Source organism: Pseudoxanthomonas mexicana (assembly GCF_010093385.1).
Lineage (GTDB): Bacteria > Pseudomonadota > Gammaproteobacteria > Xanthomonadales > Xanthomonadaceae > Pseudoxanthomonas_A > Pseudoxanthomonas_A mexicana.
The window spans coordinates 35,951-50,456 of record NZ_PDWV01000027.1 but is presented as its reverse complement, the minus strand read 5'-3'; the positions used below and the strand labels follow the sequence as shown (position 1 = coordinate 50,456).

The following is a 14,506-nucleotide window of genomic DNA, read 5'->3' as shown; positions in this document are numbered from 1 at the left end:
GCCCCCCACCGATCTCTCGCTGCAGATCCAGCTGCACCCGTTCCCGGACGGCGACGCCGTCGCCCAGGCGCTGGCCCAAGCCGTGGCCGACGACCTGCGCACCGCCCTCTCGCTTCGCGGCCAGGCCAGCATCGCCCTGTCCGGCGGCACCACCCCGCGCCGCTTCCTGCAGGCACTGTCGCGACAGCCGCTGGACTGGGCGAACGTCACCGTCACCCTGGTCGACGAACGCTGGGTGGATGACCGCCACGAGCGCTCCAACGCCCGGCTGGTGAAGGAGTATCTGCTGCAGGATGCGGCGGCCGCCGCCCGGTTCGTGCCGCTGTACCGCCCGGCGGCTTCACCGGACGAGGTGCTGGCCGACGTGGCAGCCGCCCTGCCGGCCAAGCTCGACGTGGTCGTGCTGGGCATGGGGGGGGACGGCCACACCGCCTCGTTCTTCCCCGGCGGCGACCGTCTCGCCGACGCGATGGACCCGGCCACGACCGCCACCGTCCTGCCGATGCGCGCCCCCGGCGCAGGCGAACCGCGCATCACCCTGACCCTGCCCGTGCTGCGGGATGCCGGCCGCCTGTACCTGCACATCGAGGGCGGCGAGAAGCGGCAGGTGCTGCAGCAGGCCCTTTCGGGCCAGGGACGCGGCGCCGGCTATCCCGGCCGCGCCGTGCTGCAGGCCCTTCGCGCCCCGCTGCAGGTCTATCTGACGCAGTGACCGCCACGCGCCGGTGTTGAGGCAAAGACGGCCTCACTGCTTATAATGCCGCCTTGCCCGCGGCGTTCCGGCGCCCGGTCCCGCCAGGATCGCGCCCTGCGCCATCCGCCGGCCCCCGTTTCGTAGCCATGCGCGGCCCCGCGGCCGTGCTGCCAAAGGTGGAAAGTGCGTAACTACGACCTCGAATTCCTCAAGCATTTCTCGATGGTGATCGGCTTCCTGATGCTGGTTACCGCGGGCCTGATCGTCGGCGCGTACTTCCTGCACGACAGCCTGCCGCCGGAAGTGAACCCCAAGGCCGCCCAGATCACCGAGGCGCGCATCGCGCCCGCCGGCGCGGTCTATGCCGGCGAAACCGGTGCGGCGGCGCAGGCCGCCGCCGCGGCCGCCGCCGCCGCCGCTGCTTCGTCCCAGGTCGCCTACGGCGGCACCCTGGACGGCGGCGAGATCTACAAGAACCTGTGCGGCGCCTGCCACACCAACGGTGTGGGCAAGGCCCCCATGCTGAATGCCGCCGGCATGGGCGCGCGCGCCGCCAAGGGCGTGGACACGCTGTATAAGCACGCCATCGAAGGCTTCACCGGCCCGGACGGCGGCATCATGCCCCCCAAGGGCGGCAATCCGGCCCTGACCGACGAGCAGGTGCATGCCACCGTCGACTGGATGCTGGCCAACAGCAAGTAAGGCTTCGCGCCTTTCACGAGACGCCGCCCCCGGGGCGGCGTTTTCGTTTGCGCGGCACCCAACGTTGACGTGAATGTCCTTCTCCCCGCACACGGCGCGAGGGAGCCGCGCAGGCCTCGCCTCTGCCCGTCACCCATTCCGTTTACCCTTGCCGCCTCGCTTCAACGGTCGCCCCTCGATGACGCCTCCCCGCTCGCTGCCCATCCTCGCCCTGCTCGCCTCCCTGGCACTGCCCGCCTGCGCAGCCACACCGCAGAAGCACGTCACGCCCATCGGCCAGATACAGGGCGACGGCGCACGCAGTGCGCTCGATGGCCAGACCGTCACGGTCGAAGGCATCGTCACCGCGACCTTTCCTGGTCTGGGCGGCTTCTTCGTGCAGGACGCCGGTGACGGGCAGGCGACGACCTCCGACGCCCTGTTCGTGGCCTTCGAGGAAGGCGTTCCCGCACCGGCCATGGCCTCAGGCGATCGTGTCCGCGTGCGCGGCATCGTCGGCGAGCGCAAGGCCGGTGGCGACGACACGCTGACCGCGCTGCACGCACCGGTGATCCAGCCGCGCGGCACCGGCCATATCGCGCCCACCGTGCTGACCGCACTGCCCGCCCACTGGGAACCGCTGGAAGGCATGCTGGTCCGCATCGACGCCCCGCTCACGCTCAGCGGGACGCACACGCTCGAGCGCTTCGGCGAGCTGATCGCCAGCTTCGACGGCCGCCTCTGGCAGCCCAGCGAACTCGCCGTACCCGGCAGCGCCGACGCCCAGCGCCTCGCGGCAGACAACGCGCGCCGCACCCTGCTGCTGGACGACGGCAGTGCCCAGCGCGACCCCGCCGGCGTGTGGTACGTGAAGGACGGCCAGCCGCTGCGCACCGGCACCGTGCTGACCGGCGTGCAGGGCATCGTGGAACAGCGCCTGGGCAGTTGGCGCCTGCAGCTCACCACCGCGCCGACGATCGCCGCACCGGAGCGCCCGGCCGCGCCGCAGGTCGCCGGCAATGTGCGCATCGCCGCGTTCAATCTGGAGAACCTATTCAACGGCGACGGCCGCGGCGGCGGCTTTCCCACCGAGCGCGGCGCCAAGACGCCGGAGCAACTGAAAGCACAGATGGCGAAGCTGGTGGCCACCATCCGCGGCCTGGATCCCGACATCGCCGCGCTGATGGAGCTGGAGAACGATGGCTACGGCGCCGACTCCAGCCTGGCGCAGCTGGTCGCTGCCCTGAATGCCGGTGGCGGCTCCTGGCGCTTCATCGACGCCAAGCAGGGCCCGGGTCCGGACACCATCCGCGTCGGCATCATCTACCGCAGCGACAGGGTGAAGCCCACCGGCAAGTCCGCCACGCTGGTGGAAGGCCCGTTCGGCGAACGCAGCCGCAGCCCGCTGGCGCAGGCGTTCGTGCGCGACAGCGGCAAACCCTTCGTCGTGGTCGCCAATCATCTGAAGTCGAAAGGCTGCTCGGAAGCCACCGGCCTGGACGCCGACCAGAAGGACGGCGCCGGCTGCTGGAACGCGCTGCGCCTGGATTCGGCCAAGCGTCTGGATGCGTGGTTGAAAGCCGACCCCATGCGCACGCGCAGCGACCGCATCGTCATGCTCGGCGACTTCAACGCCTACGCGATGGAAGCGCCGGTACGCTGGCTGCGCGACGAGGCCGGCTGGGTGGACGCGTTCAAGCAGGCCGGCATCGAACAACCCTACAGTTACGTCTACAGCGGCCTCACCGGTCGCCTCGATCACGCCCTGCTCAGCCCGTCATTGGCCAAGCAGCTGCGCGGCGCCGCCGAGTGGCACATCAACGCCGACGAGCAGGACGCGCAGGGCTACGCCGACGGCGACCCCACGGTGCCGTTCCGCAGCTCCGATCACGATCCGCTGTTGCTGGGGCTTGATCTGTAAGCAGTGCGGCGAGAGCGTCCTTCCTCTGTGGGAGCGACATAAGTCGCGATAACGCCTGCACGGTCATTCTTCGCGACTTACATCGCTCCCACAAGAACGATGTTGCGCTTCGCGCGCCTCGACGATTGGTCTCGCAACGGATCAGCCGTCGATCTTCTCCACCAGAGCCCGCAGCTTCTGCACGGTGGCCCAGTTGCGGGTGGTGGCGGCCTTGCCGGCCTTGCCCAGCAGCGCTTCGGCCGCCTTGCTTTCCAGAATGCCGCTGGCGCAATGCAGGTAGGCGGCGTGTGTGCCGACATGGAACTGCTCCGGTGCGACGACATGCGGCTCGATCGCCGACATGGCCAACAGCGTGGCGGCTTCCGGCACGAAAGCGACCAACAGGCGCGAGGGATCGTCGGCCGATACGAACGGGTTCTCACGGACGATCAACGCCAATTCCTTGGTCGACACCATGATGACGGGAACCTCGATGCCAAGGTGCGTCGCGATGGCGGCCGAGATGTCGGCAGCGAGTTTCTTCGGCACGCCCTTGCCCGCTTTGAAGACCACATTGCCGCTGTTGAGCAGCGTGACGACGTCGGTGTAGCCGAGATCCTCCAGCAGCGCGCGCAAGTCCGCCATGGCGATGCGCTTGGCCTTGCCGACGTTGATGCCACGGAGCAGGGCGATGTGGGTGGTCATGGGCGGCTCATCCGATCGGTGCAAAGCGCCGCACACTGCGCCCGTCTACCACCACCTCTTCGCAGAACATCCCGTACGGCCGCACCCATAGCCCGCCTTCGCCGTACAGCGCGCGGTACACCACCACCGGCTCCAGCGTTTCGCTGTGACGCGCCACCGCGATCACTTCGTAGTTGTTGCCCTTGTAGTGGCGGTAGAGACCGGGGGTTAATCCGGGGAGATTGGGGAGTGCGGCCATGTGCATGTCCGGATTCGCAGGGCGAGTTAAGCGAAGCCCGTTGTTTCATCATTGCTTCGTCAGGGTGATGGTGAATCCTTCATGGAAAGGCGCAACAGGAGGAGCCGGGTATTCTCTGCCGACCATTTCCTTGGAGAAACAGTTCAAGGCCTCGTTGTTCGAGAAGATCACGAACTCGATGACCTTACCTTCCGCATCTATCACCGCCACCGCGTTGAACTCGTTGACGCCCCCCTCAATTGCTGCACCAGAGCACTTGGTATACAGGCTTGGCCAGAACGCATTGTGGCTGGCAATCAATCGCTGTTCATAGGAGGAGCCCTCCCATGTCGCGGTCTGTGCCGCTTGCTTCTCCCACAATGTTTGCCAGCGCTCTCCTTTCGCCTCGTTAGCGATTGCAGGAGAGGCCATCCACATCAGTAGTGCCACGATCATTCCGTCGCGCATCCAAGTCTCCAGTTCCATGTGTCAGATGAGTTGCCACAGGTTGAGGTGAGCCTATAACCCCCAACACGCAGACGTTCCACGGCAGTGACGTTGGGGCTCACTCAGTTCATCCCCCACTTTTGAAGTGCCTTCGAGCCCCTCAATACCCCGCCGCCTGTCCATCCTTGCGGCTCTCGCTGGCGCCGTAGTACACGCCGGTCTCCGGGTCGCGCTTGATCGCCTGGTAGCCGCCATAGGGGCCCAGCGCCCACTCGACGTGGTGGCCCTTGTCCATCAGCGCCCGCACGGTTTCGTAGGGGAGGCCGGACTCCAGCTGCACCACGCCGCCGTCGGTCATTGCGGTGGCGCTGCCTACCGGTTCGGTCGAGCCTTCGTGTTGCACGCGCGGTGCGTCACCGGCTTCCTGCAAAGTCATGCCGAAGTCGACCAGGTTCATCACGATCTGCACGTGGCCCTGCGGCTGCATGGCGCCGCCCATCACCCCGAAGCTGACCCACGGCTTGCCATCCCTGGTGATGAAGGCGGGGATGATGGTGTGGAACGGGCGCTTGCCCGGCGCGTAACAGTTGGGATGTGGCGCGGCACCTTCACACCCTTGCAGCACGAACATTTCGCCACGGTCCTGCAGGATGAAGCCCAGGCCCGTCGGCGCCATGCCGCTACCCATGCCGCGGTAGTTGGACTGGATCAGCGAGACCATCATGCCGTCCTGGTCGGCGACGGTCAGGTAGATGGTGTCGCCTTCGTCCAGTTCCTTCGGCGTGCCGGGCTGCACTTCGCGCAGCACCTTGGCGGGCGAGATCAGCCTGGCGCGTTCGCGCGCATACGGCTTGGAGATCAGGCGCGCGACCGGTGCGGGCTGGAAGGCGGGGTCGGCGTACCAGCGCGCGCGGTCGGCGAAGGCCAGCTTCTTGGCCTCCACCAGCAGGTGCACGTGTTCGGGGCTGCCGAACGGAATCTTCGAGAAATCGTAGCCTTCCAGCACGTTGAGCATCTGCAGGGCCGCGACGCCCTGCCCGTTCGGCGGCAGCTCCCAGACGTCGTAACCGCGGTAGTTGGTGCTGACAGGTTCGACCCACTCGCCGTGATGCGCGGCCATGTCTTCGTACGACAGGAAGCCGCCGTTGGCCTTGAAGTAGGCGTCGATGGTGCGGGCGACGTCGCCCTTGTAGAACGCGTCGCGGCCGCCGTCGGCGATCTTCTGCAGCGTGTCGGCAAGATAGGGGTTCCTCCACATCTCGCCAGTACGTGGCGCGCGCCCGTCGAGGGTGAACTGCTCGGTGAAGCCGGGGAACTTCGACAGCCGCGGCACCGAGCGCTCCCAGTAGTAGGCGATCGTCTGGTGCACCGGGTGGCCTTCGCGCGCGTAGCGGATGGCGGGCGCCAGCAGGTCCTTCACCGGCAGCCTGCCGAAGCGCCCGTGCAGCGCGAACCACGCATCCACCGTCCCCGGCACGCTGACCGGCAGCGGTCCGTGCGCGGGAATGTCGGTGATGCCGTGCTGCTTGAAGTAATCCAGCGTCAGCGATTTCGGCGAACGGCCGGAGCCGTTGTAGCCGTGCAGCTCCTTCGTCTTCGGGTCCCACACGATGGCGAACAGGTCGCCGCCGATGCCGTTGCCGGTGGGCTCCATCAGGCCGAGCGCCGCGTTGGCGGCGATGGCTGCATCCATCGCGCTGCCGCCCTGCTTCATCACGTCCAGCGCGATCTGCGTGGCCAGCGGATGCGAGGTGGCCGCCATCGCGTGCGGGGCGATGACATCGGAGCGGGTGGCGAACGCGCGACCGGCGATGCGGTCGGCGGCAGAGGCGGGAGTACCGGCAACGGCCGTCAGCGCCGTCGCCAGGCACAGCGAAGCAAGGGTTCGCATGGCAGGCCGAGTATGGCGCGCGGTGCGCGCCTTCGACCGTCGATCTTACGCGCTACGGCCAGGTGGGCGGATTGGCCTGCCAGGCGCCCAGCACTTCCGCCAGCGTGTCGCGATCTTCCTGCTTCCAGTCGGGGAGTTGCGACGCGAAGTTGCGCGCGTCGATCCAGATGGTGGGCTCCGTGCGCACGGCTGCGCCGAACCAGGCGACCGCTTCCTGCTTCCGGTCCAGGCGCCACAGTGCTAGCGCCAAGGTGGGCGGCGCCCACGAGGGTGATCCGTAGGCGCTGGCGACTTCGACCCAGCGCGTCAGTGCGGGCTCGACCTGGCCCGCGCGAAAAAGGTCCCACGCATAGTTCCACCGCACGGCGCGCCCCAGCGTGCCTTTGGCGTCCGTCTGCGCCAGGACCTGCTGGTAGAGCTGGCCGCCGAGGTCCATACGCCCGTCGCTAAAAGCGATGTGGGCCAGCTGCGCGGTGGCCTCGAGCTGCCGGCGGCCGCGGTCGCGTTCGCGCACGAGTGCCTGCACCTGGGCTTCTCCCTCACCCTCGACCACGACGATCGGTCGCGCCGTCGTCTTGTCCTCGTCGAAATAGAACTCCTTGGGCTTCGGCACGCTCTGCGCGTGCGCGGAAAAGACCACGGATGCCAGCACGGCGGCCAGCAGCATGTACTTACCGGATTTCACGAACGTCCCCCAGACAGCCGATGTACCCCGGCCCCATGCTAACCGCTGCAACGCACAATGACGAAGTGACCGGCGTCACAGAAAAGGGCGCTGTTACAATGCGCGCCTTCGCGCCCGGGGGTTGTCGGGCCTCGCCAGCCGCTTGCACGGGCCCGCCATGACCAGCACCGCCGAACTCACCTCACCCTCGTCCGCCAACACGCCGCAGCTCGGGGTGATCGACAGCGACTACACGCTGGAGCACAAGTACACCCGCACCGACGGCCGCATCTACCTGAGCGGCGTGCAGGCGCTGGTCCGGCTGCCGCTGATGCAGCGCCTGCGCGACCAGGCCGCGGGCCTGAACACGGCCGGGTTCATCAGCGGCTACCGCGGCTCGCCGCTGGGCGGCTTCGACCTGGAGCTGTGGCGCGCGCGCAAGCATCTGGAGGCGGCGGGTGTGAAGTTCACCCCCGGCCTGAACGAGGACCTGGGCGCCACGATGGTGTGGGGCACGCAGCAGACCAACCTGTTCCCCGGCGCCAAGGTCGATGGCGTGTATTCCATGTGGTACGGCAAGGGTCCGGGCGTGGACCGCTGCGGCGACGTGTTCAAGCACGGCAACGCGGCAGGCACGTCGAAGTTCGGCGGCGTGCTGGCGCTGGCGGCGGACGATCACAACTGCCGCAGCTCCACCCTGCCGCACGGCTCGGAGGACGAATTCGTCAGCGCGATGATGCCGATCCTCAACCCGGCCGGCGTGCAGGACATCCTGGACCTGGGCCTGGTGGGCTGGGCGATGAGCCGGTACACGGGCCGCTGGATCGGCTTCAAGACGATCGCCGAGACGGTGGAGTCGTCGGCATCGGTGCAGGTGGACCCGTTCGCGCGCGAGATCGTGCTGCCGGAGGACTTCGCCATGCCGGCCGGCGGCCTCAACATCCGTTGGCCGAACCCGCCGCTGGACCAGGAGATGCGCCTGCACAAGTACGCGGTGGCCGCAGCGCAGGCGTTCGCGCGTGCGAACAGGGTGGACCGGATCGTGCTGGATTCGCCGCGCGCGCGGCTGGGCATCGTCACCACCGGCAAGAGTTATCTGGACGTGCTGCAGGCGCTGGAATACCTGGGCCTGGACGAGCAGGCCTGCGCCGACATCGGCATCCGCGTCTACAAGGTCGGCATGACCTGGCCGCTGGAACCGGTGGGCATCACCGCGTTCGCGAAGGGCCTGGAAGACATCGTCGTGGTGGAGGAGAAGCGCGCCTTCATCGAGCGGCAGATGAAGGAGTATTTCTACAACTGGCCGGCCAACGCGGGCACGCGTCCGTCCATCGTCGGCAAGTACGACGAAGGCGGCGAGTGGATCCTGCCGTCCACCGGCGAGCTGACCCCGGCCACCATCGCCGGCGTGATCGGCAAGCGCATCCAGCGCTTCTTCACGACGGAGTCCATCGAGCAGCGCCTGCGCTGGATGGAAGAGAAGGAAGCCGAGATGGCGCTGCCGCGCGCGAACTTTCCGCGCGTGCCGCACTACTGCAGCGGCTGCCCGCACAACACCTCGACGGTGGTGCCGGAAGGCTCGCGCGCGCTCGGCGGCATCGGCTGCCACTACATGGTCACGTGGATGGACCGCAACACCGACACCTTCACCCACATGGGCGGCGAAGGCGTGACGTGGTCCGGACAGGCCCCCTTCACCGAGACCGAGCACGTCTTCCAGAACCTGGGCGACGGTACGTTCTTCCACTCCGGCTCGCTGGCGGTGCGCCAGTCGGTGGCCACCGGGGTGAACATCACCTACAAGATCCTCTACAACGACGCGGTGGCGATGACCGGCGGCCAACCGGTGGACGGCACGCTGTCGGTGCCGCAGATCGCCCACATGATGCGCGCCGAGGGCGTGGACACCATCGTCGTGGTCAGCGACGAAGTGGGCAAGTGGAGCAAGCGCGAGATCTTCCCCTCGGGCGTGGAGTTCTTCGACCGCAAGGACCTGGACGACGTGCAGCGCCGCCTGCGCGAGGTGAAGGGCGTCTCCATCCTGATCTACGACCAGGTCTGCGCCACCGAGAAGCGCCGCCGCCGCAAGCGCGGCAAGCTCCCGGACCCGGCCAAGCGCACGATGGTCAACACGCTGGTCTGCGAAGGCTGCGGCGACTGCGGCGTGAAGAGCTTCTGCGTGTCGGTGCTGCCGAAGGAGACCGAATTCGGCCGCAAGCGCGAGATCGACCAGTCGAACTGCAACAAGGACTTCCGCTGCGTCGACGGCTTCTGCCCCAGCTTCGTCACCGTGCACGGCGGCAATCCGCGCAAGGGCAAGAAAGCCAGTGCGGCGGACCTGCTGGCCTCGCTGCCGGCGCCGGCGTTCAAGTCGGACCTGTCCCAGCCGTGGAACATCCTGATCACCGGCGTCGGCGGCACAGGCGTGGTGACCATCGGCGCGCTGCTCGGCATGGCCGGCCACCTGGAAGGCAAGGGCGCCAGCGTCCTCGACCAGACCGGCCTGGCGCAGAAGGGCGGCGCGGTGACCACGCACATCCGCATCGCGCGCACGCCGGAGGACATCCATGCCGTGCGTATCGCCGCCGGCGAAGCCGACCTGGTGCTGGGCTGCGACATGGTGGTGGTCAACGACTACTGGGTGCTGTCGAAGGTGCGTGGCGAGCGCTCGCAGGTCGTGCTGAACACCTACGAGGCGATGCCCGGCACGTTCACCACGCATCCGGACATGCAGTTCCCGGCCACCGACATCATCGCCGGCGTGAAGGTCGCCCTCGGCGGCCGCGAGCCGATGCTGGTCGATGCCACCCAAGTGGCCACCGCGCTGATGGGCGATGCGATCGCCAGCAACCTGTTCATGCTGGGCTACGCCTGGCAGCAGGGGCTGGTGCCGATCTCCTACGAGGCGATCATGCGCGCCGTCGAGCTCAACGGCGCCGCCATCGAGATGAACAAGACCGCGTTCGCCTGGGGTCGGCTGGCGGTGGTCAATCCGCAGGCCGTGCAGGAGGCCGCCGGGCTGATCCGCAATGCGCAGACCGAGAGCGAGCGCACCCCGCGCGCCCTGCAGGTGCTGCCGCCGGGCGAATGGGAAAGCACCGAGTGGGGCGCGAACGCCGCGCCGCGCAATCCGGGCAACGAGAGCGAACTCCGCGGCCTGCCCGAGGACGGCGCGCACGGCGGCGACGTCGCGTTCCTGCCACTGGACGATCTGCGCCTATCGCGCTCGCTGGACGAACTGATCGCGCGCCGCAAGGACTTCCTCACCGAATACCAGGATGCCGCCTACGCCGCGCGCTACACCGACCTGGTGGCCAAGGTGCGCAACGCCGAGAACACCCGCGCGCCGGGTTCGACGGCGCTGACCGAGGCGGTGGCCCGCTACTTCTTCAAGCTGATGGCCTACAAGGACGAATACGAAGTCGCGCGCCTGTATACCAGCGGCGAGTTCAAGCGCCGGCTGGAGCAGCAGTTCGAAGGCGACTACGAAGTCCACTTCCACCTCGCGCCGCCGCTGTTCGCCAAGAAGGATGCGCACGGCCGCCTGATGAAGAAGCAATACGGCCCGTGGGTGTTCAAGGCCTTCGGCCTGCTGGCGAAGCTGCGCTTCCTGCGTGGCGGTACCTTCGACGTGTTCGGCTACACCGACGAGCGCAAGGGCGAGCGCCAGCTGATCGCCGACTACGAGAAGACCGTGGGCGAACTGCTGGGCGCACTGGATGGGGACAAGCTGGGGCTGGCGGTGGAGATCGCCAGCATTCCGGAGCACATCCGCGGCTACGGACACGTCAAGGAAAAGCACCTGCATGCCGCCAAGGCGCGCGAGGCCGAGCTGCTGGGCCTGTGGCGCAACCCGAGGGCGCTGCACATCGTGCAGGCGGCGTAAAAAAATGGAACCCCGCTCCGGCGGGGTTCTTCTTAGCGTGCGCTACGCGCACGACCTCACGATGCTTGCGGCAATGCCTTGTCGTGCGCATGGCGCGCGCTAAGGCGCCACACCAGGCAGCGGTTGTTGGCCGGCATGGCGTTGTCTTCGACCAGACACAGGCCGACGCCGCGCGCCAACGCATCGACGGCCTCGAAGTCGCGGATGCCCGAGGCGGGATCGCGGTCCTTCAGCCACTGATCGAACACACGGTTGCTGCCGCTGGTGAACTCGCCGCCATAGTTGAAGGGGCCGTAGACGATCAGCAGGCCGTCTTCTTGCAGCACTTTGCCGACACCGGCAAAGAACGCCTCCACCTGCGGCCACCCCATGATGTGCAGGCTGTTGGCGGTGAAGACCGCGTCGAACCCGTTCTCGGGCCACGGCCCCTCGACATCGAGTTCGATCGCGGGCGGCGTGTTCGCCAGCGCTGCCTCGTCCCGCCACGCCGCAATGCCCGGCAGGTTGTCCGCACGGTCGCTGCATTGCCATGTCAGCCACGGCATCGCGGCGGCGAAATGCACCGCGTGCTGGCCGGTGCCGCTGCCGATCTCCAGCACGCGGCGCGTGGCGCCCAGGTGGCGTTGCAGCACTTCCAGGATCGGCCCCTGGTTGCGCTCGCACGATGGCGCGAAGGGTTTGGTCACGAGGCGTAGCGTGCGCCACGCGCACGACCTCGTAGTGCCCGAACGACCATGACGCCGTGCACGGAGCGCACGCTACGCGGCCCGCACATAGAACCGTTTCGCACCGCCCTCGCCTGCCCGCTCCTCGACGGTGAAATGGCGCGGGTGCGCCTTCATCAGGTCGCTGAGCTTCTTGTGCCCGTAAAGGCGGGTATCGAAGTCCGGCCGCACCTTGCTGAGGTAGCTGCCGACGCTGCCGAGGAAGGCCCACCCCTGGTCGTCGCTGGCTTCCTCGATGGCCTGGCGGATCAGCTTCAGCGGCAGCGATTCGTGCCTGCCGGATTCGGCCGCGGGTGCGGCGGTCGGCTCGGCCTGCCCGGCGGGCTTTTTCGCCGCCGGCCTGGCCGCCTTCTTTACAGGCTTCGGCGGCGAGGTCGGGGTGGCCGGTGCCGCCGCTTCGCTGCGCAGCACCTCCACGTAGATGAACTTGTCGCAGGCCTGCACGAAGGCATCGGGCGTCTTGCGCTCGCCGAAACCGTACACGGTCAGCCCTTCCTCGCGCAGGCGCTGGGCCAGGCGGGTGAAATCGCTGTCGCTCGACACCAGGCAGACCCCGTCGAAGCGGCCGGTATACATCAGGTCCATCGCATCGATGATCAGCGAGCTGTCTGTCGCGTTCTTGCCGCTGGTGTAGGCGAACTGCTGTACCGGGTTGATCGAGTGCTTCAGCAGCGCCTGCTTCCACTGGGTCATGCGCGTACTGGTGAAGTCGCCGTAGATGCGCTTCACGCTGGCCACGCCGTACTTGGCCACCTCGGCCAGCAGGCCCTCGATCACCGCGGGCTGGGCGTTGTCGGCATCGATCAGCACGGCGAGCCGCGGCTGCTCGTCTTCGCTCTCGGGGCGTACGGAGGGACGGGACTTCATGCGGGCGCGTTCCTGTGCGGGATGCGCGCATTGTGCACCACGTCACCCGCCCATGACCGGCGTCACTTGACGCTGTACGGCACGCCGACGACAGTCCGGGGCTTCCTCTGCCCGGACACGCGCATGCAGCGACGCGACTTCCTGACCCTCGGCGGCCTGGCCTTTGCGGGCCGGGCCCTGCCCGGCACGCGCGTGATCGCTGCCGAGGCCCTGCTGGAGCCGGGCGACGTGGCGAAGAAGAAGCGCCTGGCCGACACCGCGCTGACAGCGGCGACCGCCGCGGGCGCCACGTACTGCGACGTGCGCATCGGCCGCTACCTGCGGCAGTCGCTGATCACCCGCGAGGACAAGGTGCAGAACGTGGTGAACCCCGAATCCTCCGGGGTCGGAGTACGCGTGATCGCGCAGGGCGCATGGGGCTTCGCGGCGACGAACGACCCGACACCCGATGGCGTCGCCGCCGCCGCGCGCCAGGCCGTGGCGATCGCGCGCGCCAATGCACGCATCCAGGGCAAGCCAGTGCAGCTGGCGCCGTTGAAGGGTGTCGGCGAGGTGAGCTGGCGCACGCCGATCGTGAAGAACGCGATGGCGGTGCCGGTGAAGGAGAAGGGGGATCTGCTGCTGGACGCGAATGCCACCGCGCTCGCCGCTGGCGCCAGCTTCGCGGCGTCGCGCATGTTCGTGATCAACGAGCAGAAGTATTTCGCCAGCACCGACGGGTCGTACATCGACCAGGATGTGCACCGCATCTGGGTGCCCTTCACGGTGACCGTGGTGGACAAGGCCACCGGCCGGTTCAAGACCCGCGACGGTCTGTCCGCGCCGATGGGCATGGGCTACGAGTATCTGGATGCCAACGCTGCCGACAAGTTCGCGCTGCCGGGTGGCGTGGTGGCTTATGGCGCGTCATATGACCTGCGCGAGGACATCGTGGCGGCGGCGAAACAGGCGCGCGCGAAGCTGGCCGCGCCGTCGGTGAAGCCGGGCAAGTACGACCTGGTGCTGGACCCGTCCAACCTGTTCCTCACCATCCACGAAAACGTCGGCCATCCGCTGGAATTGGACCGCGTGCTGGGCTACGAGGCCAACTACGCCGGCACCAGCTTCGCCACGCTGGACAAGCGCGAACAGAAGTTCCAGTGGGGCAGTCCGATCGTCAACTTCACCGCCGACAAGACCGAGCCGCGCAGCCTCGGCGCCGTGGGTTTCGACGACGAAGGCGTGAAGACGCGGCGCTGGGATCTTGTGAAGGACGGCGTGCTGGTGAACTACCAGGCGACCCGCTACGAGGTGCACATCCTCGGCGAGGACGCCTCGCACGGCTGCAGCTATGCCGATTCGTGGAGCAGCGTGCAGTTCCAGCGCATGGCCAATGTCTCGCTGGCGCCGGGCAAGGCGCCGCTCACGGTGGCGGAGATGGTGAAGGACGTCGAGAACGGCCTCTACATCCACGGTCGCGGCTCGTACTCCATCGACCAGCAGCGCTACAACGCGCAGTTCGGCGGGCAGCTGTACTTCGAGATCAAGAACGGCCAGGTCACCCGCCAGGTCGAGGACGCCGCCTACCAGATCCGCACGCCCGAATTCTGGAATGCGTGCACCGCGATCTGCGATGCACGCGACTTCCGCCTCGGCGGTTCGTTCTTCGACGGCAAAGGCCAGCCCAGCCAGGTATCGGCGGTGTCGCACGGCTCGGCCACCACGCGCTTCAACGGCATCAACATCATCAACACCGCGCGCAGCCTCGGATGACCACCCGGCCGTAGGAGCGCCCTCGGGCGCGATGCTCTTCGTTCCGCCACATGAAAAGCATCGCGCCCGAGGGCGCT

At 67.8% G+C, this 14,506-nt stretch carries 12 protein-coding genes; 5 read left to right on the top strand and 7 right to left on the bottom strand.

Annotation, left to right across the window (positions count from 1 at the left end):
* Positions 1–19: 19 nt before the first annotated feature.
* The 3 genes from pgl to CSC76_RS11155 all read left to right on the top strand — a co-directional run bounded on the left by pgl (position 20) and on the right by CSC76_RS11155 (position 3,296).
* Entirely contained in the window at positions 20–712 is a 693-nt protein-coding gene (gene pgl / locus CSC76_RS11165; RefSeq protein WP_162110089.1) for a 6-phosphogluconolactonase, read from the top strand.
* A 165-nt stretch (positions 713–877) separates the two neighbouring features.
* Positions 878–1,396 carry a c-type cytochrome gene (locus tag CSC76_RS11160; protein ID WP_162110087.1) on the top strand — a complete coding sequence of 173 codons (519 nt, stop codon included), beginning with the start codon at positions 878–880 and terminating at the stop codon, positions 1,394–1,396.
* Positions 1,397–1,574: 178 nt separating this feature from the next.
* A complete protein-coding gene (locus tag CSC76_RS11155; RefSeq protein ID WP_162110086.1) occupies positions 1,575–3,296 on the top strand; it encodes an ExeM/NucH family extracellular endonuclease in 1,722 nt (573 codons plus the stop codon).
* A gap of 141 nt (positions 3,297–3,437) precedes the next feature.
* Here the strand turns inward: CSC76_RS11155 and CSC76_RS11150 are convergent, their stop codons facing one another.
* The 5 genes from CSC76_RS11150 to CSC76_RS11130 all read right to left on the bottom strand — a co-directional run bounded on the left by CSC76_RS11150 (position 3,438) and on the right by CSC76_RS11130 (position 7,220).
* Positions 3,438–3,980, bottom strand: a complete 543-nt coding sequence (locus CSC76_RS11150) for a DUF1697 domain-containing protein (RefSeq protein ID WP_162110085.1) — start codon at positions 3,978–3,980, stop codon at positions 3,438–3,440.
* Positions 3,981–3,987: 7 nt separating this feature from the next.
* Positions 3,988–4,218: a DUF1653 domain-containing protein gene (locus CSC76_RS11145; protein WP_162110084.1), complete on the bottom strand. Its 231-nt coding sequence runs from the start codon at positions 4,216–4,218 to the stop codon at positions 3,988–3,990.
* A 48-nt stretch (positions 4,219–4,266) separates the two neighbouring features.
* Positions 4,267–4,683: a hypothetical protein gene (locus tag CSC76_RS11140; RefSeq protein ID WP_162110083.1), complete on the bottom strand. Its 417-nt coding sequence runs from the start codon at positions 4,681–4,683 to the stop codon at positions 4,267–4,269.
* Positions 4,684–4,804: 121 nt separating this feature from the next.
* A complete protein-coding gene (ggt, locus tag CSC76_RS11135) occupies positions 4,805–6,535 on the bottom strand; it encodes a gamma-glutamyltransferase (protein WP_162110082.1) in 1,731 nt (576 codons plus the stop codon).
* A 52-nt stretch (positions 6,536–6,587) separates the two neighbouring features.
* The gene (locus tag CSC76_RS11130) at positions 6,588–7,220 is read right to left on the bottom strand and encodes a tetratricopeptide repeat protein (RefSeq protein WP_379605875.1); all 633 of its coding nucleotides are present in this window, start codon (positions 7,218–7,220) and stop codon (positions 6,588–6,590) included.
* Positions 7,221–7,377: 157 nt separating this feature from the next.
* Here CSC76_RS11130 and CSC76_RS11125 point away from each other — a divergent pair, with 157 nt between their 5' ends.
* Complete coding sequence (locus CSC76_RS11125; RefSeq protein ID WP_162110081.1) at positions 7,378–11,085, top strand: indolepyruvate ferredoxin oxidoreductase family protein; 3,708 nt, start codon at positions 7,378–7,380, stop codon at positions 11,083–11,085.
* A gap of 56 nt (positions 11,086–11,141) precedes the next feature.
* Here CSC76_RS11125 and CSC76_RS11120 read toward each other — a convergent pair whose 3' ends face one another.
* Positions 11,142–11,771, bottom strand: coding sequence for a DUF938 domain-containing protein (locus CSC76_RS11120; RefSeq protein ID WP_162110080.1), 630 nt, complete (start codon positions 11,769–11,771; stop codon positions 11,142–11,144).
* A gap of 72 nt (positions 11,772–11,843) precedes the next feature.
* The gene (locus CSC76_RS11115; protein ID WP_162110079.1) at positions 11,844–12,677 is read right to left on the bottom strand and encodes an NYN domain-containing protein; all 834 of its coding nucleotides are present in this window, start codon (positions 12,675–12,677) and stop codon (positions 11,844–11,846) included.
* Positions 12,678–12,800: 123 nt separating this feature from the next.
* Between CSC76_RS11115 and CSC76_RS11110 the strand changes: the two genes are divergently transcribed.
* Complete coding sequence (locus CSC76_RS11110; protein WP_162110078.1) at positions 12,801–14,429, top strand: TldD/PmbA family protein; 1,629 nt, start codon at positions 12,801–12,803, stop codon at positions 14,427–14,429.
* The last annotated feature ends 77 nt before the right edge of the window (positions 14,430–14,506 follow it).

Coding starts and splice junctions, on each gene's coding strand:
- CSC76_RS11110 (WP_162110078.1), top strand. CDS start 12,801: ATGCAGCGACGCGACTTCCTGACCCTCGGCGGCCTGGCCTTTGCGGGC.
- CSC76_RS11150 (WP_162110085.1), bottom strand. CDS start 3,980: ATGACCACCCACATCGCCCTGCTCCGTGGCATCAACGTCGGCAAGGCC.
- ggt (WP_162110082.1), bottom strand. CDS start 6,535: ATGCGAACCCTTGCTTCGCTGTGCCTGGCGACGGCGCTGACGGCCGTT.
- CSC76_RS11145 (WP_162110084.1), bottom strand. CDS start 4,218: ATGGCCGCACTCCCCAATCTCCCCGGATTAACCCCCGGTCTCTACCGC.
- CSC76_RS11115 (WP_162110079.1), bottom strand. CDS start 12,677: ATGAAGTCCCGTCCCTCCGTACGCCCCGAGAGCGAAGACGAGCAGCCG.
- CSC76_RS11125 (WP_162110081.1), top strand. CDS start 7,378: ATGACCAGCACCGCCGAACTCACCTCACCCTCGTCCGCCAACACGCCG.
- CSC76_RS11140 (WP_162110083.1), bottom strand. CDS start 4,683: ATGGAACTGGAGACTTGGATGCGCGACGGAATGATCGTGGCACTACTG.
- CSC76_RS11155 (WP_162110086.1), top strand. CDS start 1,575: ATGACGCCTCCCCGCTCGCTGCCCATCCTCGCCCTGCTCGCCTCCCTG.